The sequence below is a fragment of the Methylophaga pinxianii genome (assembly GCF_020447225.1).
GTDB lineage: Bacteria > Pseudomonadota > Gammaproteobacteria > Nitrosococcales > Methylophagaceae > Methylophaga > Methylophaga pinxianii.
This window is the reverse complement of sequence record NZ_JAJAEO010000189.1, coordinates 104,673-120,458: the sequence shown is the minus strand read 5'-3', so window position 1 is coordinate 120,458 and position 15,786 is coordinate 104,673. Positions and strand designations below refer to the sequence as shown.

The window sequence follows — 15,786 nt, the reverse complement described above, 5'->3', positions numbered from 1 at the left end:
ATTTAGAGCAAGCCTTCATCTTCATTCATTAAGTTTTCCAATGAATTTAGATGATGGCGGATCTTTTCACGCTGCACGAGTTTCTCACGGGCAGCATCGGGTAAGTCCGTAAATAAAATCACCCCTTTATCGATCAGTGTGTTTACCAGGTCTTCGATAACCCTGACCATGGCCATATCTGACGCGGTGAGGATGGTATGGATATCCTCATGGCGGGTAGACTGTCCCAGAAATTCCAATAATTCCGGTGCTTGAGGCGAGATAGATTGGCTGCTAGCGCTTTGCGGTGAATTAAATACACCGATTATTTGCCCGAGCTCATTGCGATCGACATATACCATCTTTATTGTTCCCGCTAATTCTTGAGTATGCTACCTTGAGCAAGGTTAAGCGGTCACAGGTTTACAGTAAAGAAAAAAACTGTGAAACTCCTCACATTTTGGTTTGGGTCGTATCGTCGGATAACATGGAATATCAAGCAACCAATGAACAGTTACAAAATCGGCAATGGAAAGCAGATGCTGCCTACCTGACTCATGATGATCCGTTATTAGCTTGTCTGACGGTTCTTACAAAATTACTCCATAAACCACATAGCCCTGATTCCATGGTGGCCGGCCTGCCTTTGGTAGATAACCGTCTTACTCCAGACTTATTTGCCAGAGCCGCTGAGCGAGCAGGGCTGGCGTCAAAAGTAGTTAAACGTCCGCTACACAAAATTTCTCCTCTTGTGCTGCCTGCAGTCTTATTACTGAATGATGGTAATGCCTGTATCTTACTTAAGGTTAAGGAGAAGCAAGCGACCGTGATATATCCGGAAGCGGGTGATGGCGAGTCCTTGATTGATGTGTCTGAACTTCAGGAACATTACACGGGTTATGCTATTTTTATCAAAGCCGTTCAACACTTTGATAAACGTGGAGAGCCGTCCACCATTCCCCGAGCCAAACATTGGTTTTGGGGGACATTGTCACGCTTCTGGCCGATCTATAGTGAGGTGTTTGTCGCCTCAATTCTAGTCAATCTGTTTGCCATCGCTTCACCCCTGTTTGTGATGAATGTCTATGATCGGGTTGTGCCCAATAATGCCTTGGCGACTTTGTGGGTGTTGGCGATAGGCTTGGCCATCGTCTTTATCTTTGATTTATTACTGCGAACCTTGCGCGGCTATTTTATTGATGTCGCGGGGAAAAAAGCGGATGTTATTTTATCTGCGACCATCTTTGAAAAAGTATTGGGTATTAAAATGGCAGCCCGACCAAACTCGGTCGGAAGCTTTGCCAACAGCATGCAAGAATTTGAGTCATTTAGAGATTTTTTTACCTCAGCTACGCTGGCAACACTAATTGATTTACCGTTTACCTTTTTATTCATTGCCGTTATCTGGATGATTGCCGGTGATTTGGCCTATATTCCTCTAGTTGTCATTCCGATAACGATAGTCATAAGTTTAATTATTCAAATCCCGCTTGGCCGGGCAATAAAACAGCTGTTTCGCCATGCGGGGCAAAAAAGTGCCACGCTTATTGAAACGCTAACCGGACTGGAGACCATCAAAAGTCTGGGCGCTGAAACCCCATTGCAGCGCAAATGGGAGCAAACAGCCGGTTCCATCTCCAAATACAGTCAGCGTGCAAAACTGCTTTCTTCAGCCGCGGTGAATTTAACCAGTTTTGTTCAACAAATGACCACCATTGCAGTGGTGGTGTATGGCGTATACAAAATCAGTGAAAATGAAATCAGTATGGGGGCATTAATTGCCAGTACTATTCTGGCAGGCCGGGCCTTGGCACCGATGAGCCAATTGGCTGGGATTTTGACACGTTTCCATCATTCTAAAGCGGCGTTAGCTTCATTAAATAATATGATGAATTTACCCGTAGAGCGTCCCAATGGCCGCGAATTTTTACATCGCGATAAATTCAAAGGCGGCATTGAGTTCAAACAAGTCAGTTTTCGCTATCCAGAACAAGCTATCGAAGCATTAACAGATGTTTCCTTCAAACTTAATGCGGGCGAAAAAATAGCTATAATCGGACGAATCGGATCAGGCAAAAGCTCGATTGAAAAGTTAATCCTTGGATTATATGAGCCTGCAGAAGGAGCCGTCTTGTTGGATGAAACGGATCTTAGACAGATTGATCCAATCGATTTACGACGCTCAGTCGGCTATGTACCTCAAGATGTCATGCTGTTTTATGGCAGTGTGCGAGATAATATTGCTTTAGGAGCACCATTTGCAGATGATGCTGCGATATTGCGTGCAGCAGAAATCGCTGGGGTAACAGATTTTATCAATCGACATCCTTCTGGCTTTGATATGCCTGTGGGTGAGCGTGGGGAAGGTTTATCTGGTGGACAACGTCAGAGCATTTCAGTAGCGCGAGCTTTATTACTGGATCCACCCGTTCTGGTTTTGGACGAGCCGACCAATGCGATGGATAACAGCAGTGAAGAACGCTTCAAAAGTAAACTCGGGGAAATCATCAAAGATAAAACACTTATTTTGGTGACGCACCGGGCATCTTTGTTAAGTTTAGTGGATCGTGTTTTAGTGATGGACCAAGGAAAACTCGTGGCTGATGGACCACGTGAGCAAATTCTGGCGGCACTGAAAAGTGGACATATCCGGGTTTCGAAAGGGTAAATGGATGGCCTGGTATAAAAAAAATAATGACGATGTCAGTTTCATGTCCGAAATCAGTGCGGCAACTATGGCATCCACCCATTGGGGCGGACATATTCTATTGTTGCTGATTGCTGCCTTTATCACCATTGCCTTATGGTGGGCGAGTGTGGCGGAAATTGATGAAGTGACCCGAGGGCAAGGAAAAGTGGTTCCTTCCAGTAAGGTGCAGGTAATACAGAACCTTGAAGGTGGGATCTTGGCAGATGTCCTTGTCAGCGAAGGACAGATGGTGGAAAAGAACGATGTATTGTTAAAGATTGATGATACCCGGTTTTCATCTTCTTTCCGTGAGTCAAAATTAACTTACTGGGAGTTGCTGGCAAGAACCGCGAGGTTAGACGCCGAAAGTGAAGGTAAGCCATTGGAGCTTCCTCAGGAATTGATGATCAAGCAACCTGATTTGGCAGCAGAAGAACGCGCTTTATATCAATCTCGTCAATTACAGCTACAAAGTACCATTGATGTTTTAAAACAGCAGGCAGAACAGCGTCGTCAAGAGCTTGTGGAAAAACAGGCCCGACAGCAACAATTAAGCCGCAGTTTTGAGTTAAGTAATCAGGAATTGCAAATGTCAGAGCCTTTAGTCGCTGCCGGTGTGATGTCTGAGGTCGAGCTGTTGAGACTACGCCGTACAGTCAATGACCTGAGAGGAGAAATGGACTCCAACAGGCTGGCCATCCCACGTATTCGTTCTGCCATTGATGAAGTTCAGCAAAAAATAAATGAAGCCAATACCCGTTTTCAATCTGAAGCGGCCAGAGAGTTGAGTGAAGTAAGAGCGGAAATGGCTCGTACGGAAGAATCCGTCTCTACACTGGCTGATCGGGTGACCCGAACTAATGTTCGTTCTCCTATGAAAGGCACCATTAAACGATTAATGATTAACACGATTGGTGGTGTTATACAGCCAGGAATGGATCTGGTAGAAATTGTGCCATTGGAAGATAATTTACTTATTGAAGCCCAAATACGTCCAGCAGACATTGCCTTTTTGAGACCGGGGCAGGAAGCGATGATAAAGTTTACTGCGTATGACTTTTCGATTTATGGTGGTTTACAGGCAAAACTTGAACGTATCAGTGCCGATACAATAACCAATGAAGAAGATGAAAGTTTTTATCTTATCTATTTACGCACAGAACAAAATTATATAAAAAGTAGTATGGGTGAGTTAGGAATAATTCCAGGGATGACTGTGACAGTAGATATTCTTACAGGTGAGAAAACCGTGCTGGATTATTTATTAAAGCCCATACTGAAGGCAAAAAACGAAGCGTTGAGAGAGCGTTGAGGCTAAGGTTGAACCATGACAGTAATAACAGAGACTGAAAAAAGTCTTTATCTGGCAACAGCAGATTCGGATGTGGCACGCGTCATTACCGATGCGTTGCCCGCTATTTATGATGTCAGCCTTTACAAAAATATTAATGCTTTATTCGATGCGTTAAAAACACAAACAGCTGAACTGGTACTTTGTCACCAGTTTCTTCTTGACGATACCCCTTCGCAAGTTATTGGCCAGCTAAAAAAGTTATGTCCTGATAGTCGTATCCTGGTGATTGGTCCTCCACGACCGATCCCAGTGCAAATTGCAGCGTTAAAGCAAGGAGCGCGTGGTTATTTCAACCAAAACTTGCCGATGAGCAAACTTCAGGAAGCGTTGCTATTGATCTCAAATGGTGAGGTTTGGGTAGAACGGCATGTTATTTCTGGGTTAATTGATGAAATAAGCCATATACCTGAAGTTAGTGAACAGCAGCGTCGAGCAGCACAAACACTCTCGCCCAAAGAGTTAGAAGTAGCGAAAATGGTCAGTCATGGTGCGACCAATAAAATGATTGCCCGTAATATGAATATTACTGAAAGAACGGTCAAAGCTCATCTCACTACAATTTTCCAGAAGATGAATTTACCCGATAGGCTTTCATTGGCCATTGTTTTTCGGGACCTTCGTTAAGCCTGCATTGTGTAGTTGGATTGTTTTGTCTACAATCGGCTTTAGAATGGAAGATGAAGGCTCATGCTTTGGGGGGAGAGCTGTAAAGCGGTAAACTGCCCTGAAAAAAGTATACCGATTACTGCTTTGAATTAGGAAGAGATTATGAACAAAGCGCTATTTTTAATCCCGTCATTGTTGTGCTTTAGTTCAGTGCATGCTGAAACTTTGCAGGAAGCGATTCATACCACGCTAAAAACCAACCCAGATGTCTTGGCTTCCATAAGTGAACGTCAGGCGGTTTCCAAAGAAATTGATCAGGCAAGAGCTGGATATTTTCCGACAGTTGATTTAGGCGTTGGAACGGGGTGGGAGTCTACAGAGAACCCTGCGACCCGGAATCGAGGGGATGGCGAAGTACATCTAAACCGAGATGAAGCCAGTTTGAATTTGCGACAAATGTTATATGATGGCAGCCTGACAGCAAATGAAGTAGAACGTCAAAGCGCAAGAACGGACTCGAGGGCTCATACTGTTTACAGTGTCTCTGAAAATACCGCTTTAGAAGCTACCGAGGCTTATATCAATGTGCTGCGACGTCAGCAATTGGTCGAGCTGGCACAAACCAATCTTGAGTCTCATCAGCGCACTCATGATCAAATCACTCTGCGTAGTGAACGTGGGGTTGGACGACGAGCCGATATGGATCAGAGTTTTGGTCGTTTGGCACTGGCAGAAACAAATTTAATGGCTGAGCAAAGTAACTTGCGAGATGCCGAAACTAATTATTTGCGGGTTGTTGGCGCGGCTCCGACGGCATTATCTGAACCACCTACGCCACAACCATTTATTCCAGCCACTGTAGAAGAAGCCGTTAACATTGCCATTCAACAACATCCAACCCTACTCTCGGCTCAGGCGGATGTGGAATCGGCAAATGCACAACATGATGTCACTCGGGCCGCATTTTTACCGCGGGTTGATTTCGAATTAGGTACCCGTTCCGATCATGATATTGATGGCGTTCGTGGAACCGACAAAGATGTCACCGCAATGTTCCGACTGCGTTATAACCTGCTAAATGGTGGACGTGATAAGGCCAGAAGAGAAGAAACGGCTTTTTTAATTAACCAAGCCGCTGAAATACGTAATAATACCCATCGACAAGTAGAGCAGAGTGTTCGTTTATCGTGGAATGCGTTGGAAACCGTTCGCCGACAAATGTCATATTTCCTGCAATACGCTGAATCAGCGGAAAAAACACGTGATGCGTATCAGCAACAGTTCAATATCGGTCAGCGCACACTACTGGATTTGCTGGATTCTGAAAATGAATTGTTCAGAGCCCGCACTTCATTGGCGAATGCCCAGTATGATGAATTGTTTGCAATGTATCGGGTACTGAACAGTATGGGCATTTTGTTAGAAAGCCTGGAGATTATTCCGCCCGCTGCTGCAACCACAGTTGCTGATAACCGTAACTAATTTTTTCAAAGCTCAATACCGATAAGCCATGCCTGCAGGGTATGGCTTTTTTTTAGAACCTGTACGTTGATAGCTGCAACTTTTTCTGCAAGCAAACTATCATGCTATTATGTCGTGCTTAATTTGTAGGGTTATTTTAGAATTTCATGAGTAAGCAATCATCTTTTTCCTTCGAGGAACTCTTGCAGTGTGGCCATGGAGAAATGTTTGGCCCGGGTAACGCCCAACTGCCAGTACCCAATATGCTGATGATGGATCGAATCAGTCATATTTCCAATGATGGTGGTGCCTATGGAAAAGGTGAAATCATTGCTGAGCTTGATATCCATCCGGATTTATGGTTTTTCAAATGCCATTTCCCGGGGGATCCTGTCATGCCGGGCTGTCTTGGCTTAGATGCTATGTGGCAGTTGCTTGGCTTTTTTCTGGCATGGGATGGAAATCCCGGTAGAGGAAGAGCGTTGGGTTCTGGTGAAGTAAAATTTACTGGTCAAGTTTTACCTAGCGCCAAAAAAGTGACTTACCGTATTGATTTGAAACGAGTAATTTCACGCAAACTTGTACTGGCCATTGCCGATGGTACAGTATCAGTGGATGGTCGCGATATCTACTTCGCCAAAGATTTACGAGTTGGTCTGTTTACATCAACTGACAACTTTTAGGAACAAGACAATGAGACGTGTAGTTGTTACTGGTATGGGGATCACATCTTGTTTAGGGTTGGATCTTGCAGCCGTTACTGAATCACTTCGCACCGGTCGTTCTGGTATCCGCTTTAAACAGCAATACGCTGACATGGGATTTCGCAGCCATGTGGCGGGTTTTTTTGATATTGATTTTAAAGAATTTATTGATCGTAAAGTGTTACGTTTCATGGGAGATGCCGCGGCATACGCCTACATCGCCATGAAACAGGCAATTCAGGATGCTGGATTAAGTGAAAGCGATGTGTCCAATCCCAAAACAGGATTAGTTATGGGGTCAGGCGGTGCATCGTCATCTAATCAAGTTGAAGCAGCTGATATTTTGCGAGAAAAAGGCCTTAAACGGGTTGGTCCATATCGTGTTACTCAGGTAATGGGAAGTACCACTTCTGCTTGCCTGGCAACACCTTTTAAAATCAAAGGCATTAACTATTCAATGTCTTCTGCCTGCGCCACAAGTGCGCACTGCATTGGTAATGCGATGGAGCAAATTCAACTGGGCAAACAGGACATCGTGTTTGCTGGTGGTGCCGAAGAAGAACATTGGACCATGAGTTCATTGTTCGATGCCATGGGGGCCCTGTCGACCAAATATAACGAAACGCCTGATAAGGCCTCACGCGCCTATGATGCTGACCGTGATGGTTTTGTTATTGCCGGTGGCGGCGGTGTGCTGGTATTGGAAGAATATGAACATGCCAAAGCACGTGGCGCAAAAATATATGCCGAACTGACAGGTTATGCAGCGACATCTGATGGTTATGATATGGTGGCCCCGTCCGGCGAGGGCGCGCAACGTTGTATGCAAATGGCTATGTCAACCATGCGCAATAAACAGGTTGATTACATCAACGCACATGGAACCAGTACACCTGTCGGTGATTTAGCTGAATTAGGTGCGATTAAACAGGTCTTTGCTGAAACACAAATACCTCTGGTGGGGTCAACAAAATCGTTATCAGGGCATTCTTTAGGGGCTGCCGGAGTTCAGGAAGCGATCTATAGCTTGCTGATGATGGAAAATGATTTTGTAGCAGCTTCGGCCAATATCGATAACCTGGACGAGCAAGCCAAGGGCATGCCTATTGTGCTCGAACGAAAAGACAACGCTGGTCTTCAGGCTGTGATGTCGAACAGCTTTGGCTTCGGTGGCACCAATGCCTGTCTGGTTTTCGAAAAAATTTAAGGTAAATCAAAAGTACCCTTAATAAACGTATTAAGGGTACTTTTTTTTAATTTAAATCTGCGTCGGTAACCGGCCCACGCTTTCCTGCTAATGCTTCCTGCATCAAACTCACTAGCTGTTGTTTTTTCACTTCATCATCCAAATGCTTTGAACTGAAAGTGATGCCAAATCGATCGGCATACTGTTTGACTAAAATCATTAATATGGCTTCATCCATTATCGTTTTCTCCAAAATTATTCACTCGGCATTATAACGTGCTAACGTAATCCATTATGAAATTACACTATCAATCTGTTGGCGAGGGTAAGCCCCTCGTTATCCTGCATGGTCTATTTGGTTCAGCGGATAACTGGCGAAGTATTGCCAAAACACTCTCATCTCAGCGCCGGGTTATCAGTGTGGATCTGCGTAATCATGGACAGTCCTTTCATCATCCTCAGCAAACGTTTGATTTGATGGCAGAGGATTTAGCGTTTCTATTGGATGATTTAGGTTTGGCAGTCATCGATTTGCTAGGACACTCGCTTGGTGGTAAAACCGCCATGCAATTCGCTCAAAGCTACGCTGAGCGTTTAAATAGACTGATTATTGTCGATATTGCACCACGTCAATATGCGGATGAGCACAGCGTTATTTTCAAAGCTTTAATGACATTAGATTTATCCAAGTTTTCATCCCGAACACAAGTAAGTGAAGCTTTATCAGCGACCTTACCTGACCCTATGGTACGTCAGTTCTTGTTATTGAATCTGCAAAAAGCAGAGCAGGGCTTTAGCTGGCGTATTAATCTGCAGGCATTGTTCTGTAGCTATCCGGGCTTGCTGCAAAGTGTTGAGCATGTTGAAGCGGTTGGATTACCCACTTTGTTTATTAGTGGTGCTAAATCAGATTATGTCACCGAGAGTGATTGGCAGCAGATAAAAACACTTTATCCCCAATCAGAACATGTCGTAATTGAGGATGCCGGCCATTGGATACATGCCGAGCAACCCGAGGCTTTTATTCAGCAGGTAAACAGGTTTCTCACAGATGATTAATGCCGAACTACTTAAACAATTGATTGATTTTCGTCGTGAACGTGATTGGGAGCAGTTTCATAATCCCAAAGATATTGCTATCTCCTTATCAATTGAAGCAGCCGAGTTACTGGAGTGGTTTCAATGGCGTGATAAAACGGAAATTCAACAGTTGCTGGCCACGGATAAACGCGAGGCACTGGAAGATGAAATAGCCGACGTTGCCGTGTATCTAAGTTATCTTTGTCATGATCTGAATATTGATTTAGAACAGGTCATTAAACGAAAAATGCATAAAAATGCAGAGAAATATCCGGTTGATAAAGTCAAAGGCCGGGCTGATAAGTACGATGAATATTCATAAAACAGCCATAAAGTGCTAGCATCAGCGCTTTGATTTTATGCCTGTAGAGGTCGTTTTTCCATGAATGCCATCGTGTTGCTGATTCAATGTGCTGACCAGAAGGGGTTATTGGCAGGCATAACCGGTTTTTTTGCAGAGCGTGGTTACAATATTCTGCACTGTCAGCAATATACTGATACTGAGCATGGTCGCTATTTCATGCGAATCAAGGTGGAAGATGAGGCTCAGATGTCCCATGAAGCCTTGCATCAACAATTCAGTTTACTTGCTGACACTTTGCAATTGAACTGGTCCGTTCACTATACCAATGTACCTTACCGTGTGGCTTTACTGGTGACCCGGGCATCACACTGTCCATATGATCTGCTGCTGCGTGAGCTGGAAGGCGAATTGAAATGTGATATTCCGCTGATTATTGGTAATCATCCCGATCTGGAAAGTATGGCGCGCCAGTTCAACAAACCGTTCTATCATCTGCCCATCACCAAAGAAACCAAACTGCAACAAGAAACAAAGATTAAATCCCTGCTTGCCGAGTATCAGGTTGACCTGGTGGTGATGGCGCGTTATATGCAAATCCTGTCGGAACAGTTTGTTCAAGAATTTGCCGGAAAGGTTATCAATATTCATCACGGGTTTTTACCGGCTTTTCAGGGAGCCAAACCTTATCATCAAGCTTATGAACGTGGAGTGAAGCTGATAGGTGCAACCGCGCATTATGCGACTGCGGAACTTGATGAGGGACCGATTATCGAACAGGATGTCGAGCGGGTGCGGCATGATAATAGTCCGGAAGATTTAGTAATGATCGGTAAGGACATCGAACGACTGGTATTAGCCCGTGCTGTTAAAGCGCACATTGAACACCGCATCATTGTCAGTGGCCGCCGTACTATTGTTTTTGCTGAAGGTGCTTGAATACTCCCTGTAACGACAGAGAAACCTTTATTGTTGAATGAGAATAGGCAATAAATAGATTTTGTAACAGGTAGCCACAACGATTATCTGCATAATTACTTACCGTTCAAAGTGATTCTATGTTTTATCCAAGAAGAGACAACCCATGACTTCATCGCCAATAATCATGATTACCGGAGCAACAGCTGGATTTGGAGAAGCCTGCGCCAGGCTATTTGCCAAAGCAGGCTGGCGGCTGATTATCACTGGTCGGCGTATGGAGCGATTATTGGATTTGCAGAATGAGTTAGGTGGCGCGAGTCAAACCTGTATCAGTTGTTTTGATATCAGTGACAAACAGGCTACGGAGCAGGCTTTCGTCGATTTGCCTGAGGAATTTCAGCAGATCGATGTCTTGGTGAACAATGCGGGACTCGCTCTGGGGCTGGAACCAGCCTATGCGACGGATATAGAAGATTGGGATCGCATGGTGGACACCAATATCAAAGGTTTGATGCGATGTACCAGATTGGTTCTACCGGGCATGCATACCAGAGACAGGGGGTACATCATTAATATCGGTTCTATCGCTGGAAACTGGCCTTATCCTGGCGGCAATGTGTATTGCGCCAGCAAGGCTTTTGTCAGACAGTTTTCGCTGGCACTGCGTGCGGACTTGTTAGGAACACAGATTCGGGTGACCAATATTGAGCCAGGTAATGCTGAAACAGAATTTTCCATGGTGCGATTTAAAGCCGATGAACAGCGTGCCGAAAAAGTCTATGAAAATACCGTGGCCCTGACGGCACAGGATATTGCCGATACTATCTGGTGGTTAGTCAACACACCTTCTCATGTGAACGTTACCACCATGGAAATCATGCCCACCCAACAGGCGACAGGTCCCTTGGCAATTTATCGGGGCTAATCAGCCCAGCAACAAGCTATTAGGATATGTTATCGGAAGTTGTGCTTTAAGCGTTTTCAGACCTTTAATACTTCGAGTGATATTCCAGACAATCCACAGCATCATGACAGCCAGACCGTACAAGTTACCGAGATATAAAAGTCCCCACGAAAGAATGAGTAATATCAGGCTGATATAAAAACTGGTTATTTGAAAACGATAATGGGATTGCAGCCATTGTTCTGCGTGCGGTTTTTTCTCATATGCGACCCAAGCCCCCATTATCAGCATTGGGTAAATCAGCGAGCCCACCAGATTAAATATATAAACCAGTTTAATGCTGCTAATGTCATCCCCAGTTTCGATTAAAGCCATCTACGTTATCCATGAAAATAGCCCAATCTAGCAGAATCTCTGAGGTCTGTTAAGCTTTATAGTCTCCGGTAATGGTCGGTTTCAAACGTAACCGCTATTGATTTTGAGGCACAAAAAAAGGCTCGACAGTGTCGAGCCTCTTTAGTTTGAGTATGGTGTTAAACGTTAACCACCAAAATCGAATCGAATACCGGTATATATGGTTCGTCCCAGAATGGGCGATTCATCTTTAAAGAAGCTGGTATGTCTTCGACCGTCTTCATTCAATAAATTACGTCCCTGAATAAAGATTTCAGCACCTTTCAGGCTGGCGGGCGACCAGTTAGCGTCAAACGAAACCAGGTTGTAGCCATCAGTATTGCTCTCGGTGACAGCTGTTTTGGTTTGTTTAAAGACACGACGATAATCCAGACTGAAATCCCAATCAGCATAGGAAGTATCAAACCCGATACCCACTCTTGTCGGGCTCATACGAGGGATATTCTCACCATTACTCAATTTGCCGCGTACATGATCGGTGGACAAACGCATACTTAGTGGAATAGGGCCATCAATCAGATCAGTGATGGCACCAAATTCAGCACCATACAGCTTGGCATTTTGTTGTTCATTAACTACCAGCGTATCGCCCTCAATTTCAATGGCTTGGCCTGTACCATCGTTTTGTGCTGCCAAATAAATAAAGTCATCGACGTAATTATAGAAGGTGGTCAGCTCATAGCGGAATGCGCCTACATGACGATCAAAACCGACTTCAAAATTGGTATAGGTTTCTTTACCCAGGTTCGGATCCCCAATCTCAACTGTGCCGGCTGCAGCATGGCTACCGAAGGCATAGAGTTGTTCTGCCGACGGAGCCCGTTGCGAACGGGTAACTGACATTCTGAAATGATGTGCCGGATCTACCTCAACCAGGGTTCCAGCCGATAGACTGAATGGCGTGAAGCTGTTACTGCCTAATATGGCTGATTGTTGAAGTTCTTCACCACTTGGCAAATCAATATCACGGGCTTCGTCCAAATCATCTGTGCTGGAACGCACATGATCAACCCGGGCGGCGACTTCAAAGTGTCCAAAATAAGTGGGTAGTTCTTCAAGGACAAATAAACCTACTGTCCGGGTGTCATTACCACGTATATAAAAACCACCACCATGCTCATCACCACCTCCATGGCTATGCCCTTCGCCTTCGGCTTCAAAGTCTCTGTCGTTGAATTGCAGGCCTACTACACCCTCCCAATCACCAATCGGGTTGTGTACCATTTCCAGACGCATTTCAGTTTCGTTATTGTTAAAGCGTGTTTCAACTTCACTTTCAACAAATGCACCATTATCAAACTCGGAGCCAATTTCCTGTTGACGATAGCTGGTATAGGCCATTTTCAACCTGGCAGCACTGAAACCAGGTAGTGGATCATTAATTTCACTGCGAAAATCAAAACGATCATTTTTCGCGCGAATTTTTTCCTGCTCCTCTTCACCTACACCTAAGAAGACTTCAGGTATACCGTATTGTGTTTCCCAGGTGCTGTAACCTAAACCAGCAAAGCCCCAGTCACCCTTATATAAACCAGTGATAGAAAACACGTCATTTTCTACTTCACTGTTTTGTAATTTATCTTTACGGCCAACCTGCTGGTCTTTTTGCTGATAACCATCAATATCAAAATCAATGGTGCGGCGCACACCATAATCGGTGCGTAAAACGAAGCTGTCACCCATCGGCAACTCTAATCCCAGACGACCCTGGCGATCATGGCCGTTCCAACCGTATAACATTTGTCCATCTACTCGAGGGGAATCACCAAACTCGGGATTAAATCGATTACTACGAACATTTATAACGCCACCAGCGGCACCGCTGCCATAAAGTAATGTCGCAGGGCCCCGGAAAACCTCAATTTGATCGGCACGGCCTGCGTCCATACCGATAGCATGATCTGCACCTTCACCAGATATATCGGAAGTGCTTAATCCATCCTCCAAGACCTTTACGCGAGAACCTTGTAAACCTCGGACAACAGGTCGTCCTACGCCTTGGCCAAAGTCAGCATTGTGCACACCAGGTAAACCATCCAATGTTTCACCAATTGTACTGGCGCGTTTTTGATTGAGCTCATCGCCTGCAATAACCGTCACTGGCTGGATCAACTCATCAGATGTACGGTTGCCTAATGGATCAGAAGTGACCACCAGACGTGGGATATCAACAGTATCTTCAGCAGCTAACACTGCAGAAGCCATAGGGGAGAGCGCTGCAGCAAGCAGCACTACAATAGGTTTTTTATTCATCACGAATAATCCTCATAGCAAAAATCAGTAGCCATTTCCGAATAGAAAACGGCATTCAGTCAAAAGTGAACGCTATGAGATAAAGGGTGGTGCGCGGATTGCGAAAGAATGATAAGTATTTTTGAAACGGGCAGGCGGAGCGACCGAAGTTTCAAGTTGAAAAGAATACTGCCAGATAGCGATAGCCAGTTGATTATGGTTATCGGTTGAAGGAGTATGACTGACAACATTCAGCTGATCACATAGGGCTACATGATCGTGAAACGCATGTTCGGCATCATGCCAAACAGCTATGGATTGCATCAGCAATAATGCTGCTGCAAAAAGCCATAATAGATGTTTGGTATGCCGAATCTGCATGAGGATTAGTTCACCAGCAATTCAGTAAGTAATTGCTGATAAATAGCTGATAGCGTGTCCAGATCAGCTATGGAAACATGTTCATCAATCTGGTGGATCGTCGCGTTTAACGGACCAAGTTCAATCACCTGGGCACCAGTGGGAGCAATAAAACGGCCATCGGATGTACCACCGGAAGTGGATAATGTTGTGTCGTAACCTGTTACATGTTTTACAGCCACTTGCACAGCTTCGAGTAATTTGCCACCGGCTGTACGGAAGGGTTTACCAGATAATACCCAATCTATCTGATAAGCCACATTATGTTTGTCGAGTATTGCTTCAACCTGTTGTTGCAATTCCTCATGGGTCACTTCGGTGGAGTAGCGGAAATTGAAAATCATTTCCACGGTACCAGGAATAATATTAGTGGCACCAGTACCACTGTTCAAATTCGACACCTGAAAGCTGGTGGGCGGGAAGTCAGCATTACCCTGATCCCATTGCACCGCACATAGTTCAGCTAATGCCGGGGCCAGGTTATGTACTGGATTGTCGGCTAAGTGAGGATAAGCAATATGTCCCTGTTTACCTTTTACGGTGAGGTAACCATTCAATGAGCCACGGCGCCCATTTTTGACCACATCAGCTACTTTCTCAGTACTGGTCGGTTCACCAACGACGCACCAGTCGATATGATCCTGACGTGCCTGTAATGTTTCGATAACTTTCACCGTACCATCAGTGGCCGGGCCTTCTTCATCGCTGGTCAGTAAAAAAGCGATGCTGCCAGCATGGTGAGGATGTTCACTGGTAAAGCGTTCACAGGCTGTGACCATGGCCGCTATACTGCCTTTCATATCGGCTGCACCACGGCCATACAAAATGCCATCTTCAATTTTGGCGTCAAAAGGTTGATGTGTCCATTTATCTAACGGGCCGGTAGGCACCACATCTGTGTGACCTGCAAACACAAATAACGGGCCATTATGTCCCCGACGACACCAAAGATTATCCACTTCACCAAAACGCAGATATTCAGCATTGAAACCACTATTTGCAAGTCGTTCAGCCAGCATGATCTGGCAGCCTTTATCAACAGGAGTCACGCTGTCACGTTGAATCAGCTCAATGGTTAGCTGAGTGGTGTCAGAATAATTATTTTGCATAACGGACCTGAAAATCGGATTCATTAAAACCTATTGAGACACCTGATTTATCTTCTATCACTGGGCGTTTAATAAGGGTTGGATGCGTGACCATTAATTCGATAGCTGCAGATATATCCAGTTGATCTTTACGTGGATCTTCAAGTTTACGCCAGGTCGTGCCACGCTTGTTTATCAGCTGTTCCCAACTGACATAATTCAGCCACTGTTCGATAGTCGCTTGATCCAGCCCGTCTGTACGAAAATCATGGAACTGATAGGAAACTTGATGTTCATCCAGCCAGCGTCGAGCTTTTTTGACTGTGTCACAATTCTTAATGCCAAACAGTTTCATGATTGCCTTTTCACCTGAAAGCGCCCTTTGGGTAGGGAATTTGAGGGGAAATGATACAGTATATCAATTTGTTTTGCATCATTGTTTACCAC

The 15,786-nt window shown here is 44.8% G+C and carries 17 protein-coding genes; 10 read left to right on the top strand and 7 right to left on the bottom strand.

Annotation, left to right across the window (positions count from 1 at the left end):
- Window positions 1-2: 2 nt before the first annotated feature.
- Window positions 3-341 (bottom strand): hypothetical protein, encoded by a 339-nt coding sequence (locus LGT40_RS15970; RefSeq protein WP_226073294.1) that lies wholly within the window; start codon window positions 339-341, stop codon window positions 3-5.
- A gap of 125 nt (window positions 342-466) precedes the next feature.
- Here LGT40_RS15970 and LGT40_RS15965 point away from each other — a divergent pair, with 125 nt between their 5' ends.
- The 6 genes from LGT40_RS15965 to fabB all read left to right on the top strand — a co-directional run bounded on the left by LGT40_RS15965 (window position 467) and on the right by fabB (window position 8,000).
- Entirely contained in the window at window positions 467-2,647 is a 2,181-nt protein-coding gene (locus tag LGT40_RS15965) for a type I secretion system permease/ATPase (RefSeq protein ID WP_226073301.1), read from the top strand.
- Window positions 2,648-2,651: 4 nt separating this feature from the next.
- Entirely contained in the window at window positions 2,652-3,980 is a 1,329-nt protein-coding gene (locus tag LGT40_RS15960; RefSeq protein ID WP_226073303.1) for an HlyD family type I secretion periplasmic adaptor subunit, read from the top strand.
- Window positions 3,981-3,995: 15 nt separating this feature from the next.
- Window positions 3,996-4,646 (top strand): response regulator transcription factor, encoded by a 651-nt coding sequence (locus LGT40_RS15955; protein ID WP_226073305.1) that lies wholly within the window; start codon window positions 3,996-3,998, stop codon window positions 4,644-4,646.
- A gap of 144 nt (window positions 4,647-4,790) precedes the next feature.
- Window positions 4,791-6,110, top strand: coding sequence for a TolC family outer membrane protein (locus LGT40_RS15950; RefSeq protein ID WP_226073307.1), 1,320 nt, complete (start codon window positions 4,791-4,793; stop codon window positions 6,108-6,110).
- Between the two features lie 146 nt (window positions 6,111-6,256).
- Window positions 6,257-6,772, top strand: coding sequence for a 3-hydroxyacyl-[acyl-carrier-protein] dehydratase FabA (gene fabA / locus LGT40_RS15945; protein WP_041354415.1), 516 nt, complete (start codon window positions 6,257-6,259; stop codon window positions 6,770-6,772).
- A gap of 10 nt (window positions 6,773-6,782) precedes the next feature.
- Window positions 6,783-8,000: a beta-ketoacyl-ACP synthase I gene (fabB, locus tag LGT40_RS15940; protein WP_226073309.1), complete on the top strand. Its 1,218-nt coding sequence runs from the start codon at window positions 6,783-6,785 to the stop codon at window positions 7,998-8,000.
- 46 nt (window positions 8,001-8,046) lie between these two features.
- On the opposite strand, the gene LGT40_RS15935 is transcribed toward fabB, so the two are convergent.
- Window positions 8,047-8,217 carry a hypothetical protein gene (locus LGT40_RS15935; protein WP_226073317.1) on the bottom strand — a complete coding sequence of 57 codons (171 nt, stop codon included), beginning with the start codon at window positions 8,215-8,217 and terminating at the stop codon, window positions 8,047-8,049.
- A gap of 56 nt (window positions 8,218-8,273) precedes the next feature.
- Here LGT40_RS15935 and LGT40_RS15930 point away from each other — a divergent pair, with 56 nt between their 5' ends.
- From LGT40_RS15930 to LGT40_RS15915, 4 genes are all read left to right on the top strand, one after another.
- The gene (locus tag LGT40_RS15930) at window positions 8,274-9,038 is read left to right on the top strand and encodes an alpha/beta fold hydrolase (RefSeq protein WP_226073320.1); all 765 of its coding nucleotides are present in this window, start codon (window positions 8,274-8,276) and stop codon (window positions 9,036-9,038) included.
- On the top strand, window positions 9,031-9,381 hold the full coding sequence (locus tag LGT40_RS15925) for a nucleotide pyrophosphohydrolase (RefSeq protein ID WP_226073327.1): 351 nt from the start codon (window positions 9,031-9,033) through the stop codon (window positions 9,379-9,381). Before LGT40_RS15930 ends, LGT40_RS15925 begins: the two co-directional genes overlap by 8 nt.
- Before the next feature lie 60 nt (window positions 9,382-9,441).
- Window positions 9,442-10,299, top strand: a complete 858-nt coding sequence (gene purU, locus LGT40_RS15920; protein ID WP_226073329.1) for a formyltetrahydrofolate deformylase — start codon at window positions 9,442-9,444, stop codon at window positions 10,297-10,299.
- A gap of 145 nt (window positions 10,300-10,444) precedes the next feature.
- On the top strand, window positions 10,445-11,206 hold the full coding sequence (locus LGT40_RS15915) for an SDR family oxidoreductase (RefSeq protein WP_226073331.1): 762 nt from the start codon (window positions 10,445-10,447) through the stop codon (window positions 11,204-11,206).
- Here LGT40_RS15915 and LGT40_RS15910 read toward each other — a convergent pair whose 3' ends face one another.
- The 5 genes from LGT40_RS15910 to LGT40_RS15890 all read right to left on the bottom strand — a co-directional run bounded on the left by LGT40_RS15910 (window position 11,207) and on the right by LGT40_RS15890 (window position 15,694).
- A complete protein-coding gene (locus LGT40_RS15910; RefSeq protein ID WP_226073339.1) occupies window positions 11,207-11,560 on the bottom strand; it encodes a hypothetical protein in 354 nt (117 codons plus the stop codon).
- 165 nt (window positions 11,561-11,725) lie between these two features.
- Window positions 11,726-13,852: a TonB-dependent receptor gene (locus LGT40_RS15905; RefSeq protein WP_226073341.1), complete on the bottom strand. Its 2,127-nt coding sequence runs from the start codon at window positions 13,850-13,852 to the stop codon at window positions 11,726-11,728.
- Between the two features lie 72 nt (window positions 13,853-13,924).
- Window positions 13,925-14,212: a hypothetical protein gene (locus tag LGT40_RS15900; protein ID WP_226073342.1), complete on the bottom strand. Its 288-nt coding sequence runs from the start codon at window positions 14,210-14,212 to the stop codon at window positions 13,925-13,927.
- Between the two features lie 5 nt (window positions 14,213-14,217).
- Window positions 14,218-15,360, bottom strand: coding sequence for a succinyl-diaminopimelate desuccinylase (dapE, locus tag LGT40_RS15895; RefSeq protein ID WP_226073347.1), 1,143 nt, complete (start codon window positions 15,358-15,360; stop codon window positions 14,218-14,220).
- Window positions 15,350-15,694 carry an ArsC family reductase gene (locus LGT40_RS15890; protein WP_226073349.1) on the bottom strand — a complete coding sequence of 115 codons (345 nt, stop codon included), beginning with the start codon at window positions 15,692-15,694 and terminating at the stop codon, window positions 15,350-15,352. The genes dapE and LGT40_RS15890 overlap by 11 nt, the downstream gene beginning before the upstream one ends.
- Between the last annotated feature and the right edge of the window lie 92 nt (window positions 15,695-15,786).

Bases quoted from the DNA above. Each gene is read 5' to 3' on its own strand.
- LGT40_RS15970 (WP_226073294.1), bottom strand. From the start codon at position 341: ATGGTATATGTCGATCGCAATGAGCTCGGGCAAATAATCGGTGTATTT.
- LGT40_RS15965 (WP_226073301.1), top strand. From the start codon at position 467: ATGGAATATCAAGCAACCAATGAACAGTTACAAAATCGGCAATGGAAA.
- LGT40_RS15960 (WP_226073303.1), top strand. From the start codon at position 2,652: ATGGCCTGGTATAAAAAAAATAATGACGATGTCAGTTTCATGTCCGAA.
- LGT40_RS15955 (WP_226073305.1), top strand. From the start codon at position 3,996: ATGACAGTAATAACAGAGACTGAAAAAAGTCTTTATCTGGCAACAGCA.
- LGT40_RS15950 (WP_226073307.1), top strand. From the start codon at position 4,791: ATGAACAAAGCGCTATTTTTAATCCCGTCATTGTTGTGCTTTAGTTCA.
- fabA (WP_041354415.1), top strand. From the start codon at position 6,257: ATGAGTAAGCAATCATCTTTTTCCTTCGAGGAACTCTTGCAGTGTGGC.
- fabB (WP_226073309.1), top strand. From the start codon at position 6,783: ATGAGACGTGTAGTTGTTACTGGTATGGGGATCACATCTTGTTTAGGG.
- LGT40_RS15935 (WP_226073317.1), bottom strand. From the start codon at position 8,217: ATGGATGAAGCCATATTAATGATTTTAGTCAAACAGTATGCCGATCGA.
- LGT40_RS15930 (WP_226073320.1), top strand. From the start codon at position 8,274: ATGAAATTACACTATCAATCTGTTGGCGAGGGTAAGCCCCTCGTTATC.
- LGT40_RS15925 (WP_226073327.1), top strand. From the start codon at position 9,031: ATGATTAATGCCGAACTACTTAAACAATTGATTGATTTTCGTCGTGAA.
- purU (WP_226073329.1), top strand. From the start codon at position 9,442: ATGAATGCCATCGTGTTGCTGATTCAATGTGCTGACCAGAAGGGGTTA.
- LGT40_RS15915 (WP_226073331.1), top strand. From the start codon at position 10,445: ATGACTTCATCGCCAATAATCATGATTACCGGAGCAACAGCTGGATTT.
- LGT40_RS15910 (WP_226073339.1), bottom strand. From the start codon at position 11,560: ATGGCTTTAATCGAAACTGGGGATGACATTAGCAGCATTAAACTGGTT.
- LGT40_RS15905 (WP_226073341.1), bottom strand. From the start codon at position 13,852: ATGAATAAAAAACCTATTGTAGTGCTGCTTGCTGCAGCGCTCTCCCCT.
- LGT40_RS15900 (WP_226073342.1), bottom strand. From the start codon at position 14,212: ATGCAGATTCGGCATACCAAACATCTATTATGGCTTTTTGCAGCAGCA.
- dapE (WP_226073347.1), bottom strand. From the start codon at position 15,360: ATGCAAAATAATTATTCTGACACCACTCAGCTAACCATTGAGCTGATT.
- LGT40_RS15890 (WP_226073349.1), bottom strand. From the start codon at position 15,694: ATGAAACTGTTTGGCATTAAGAATTGTGACACAGTCAAAAAAGCTCGA.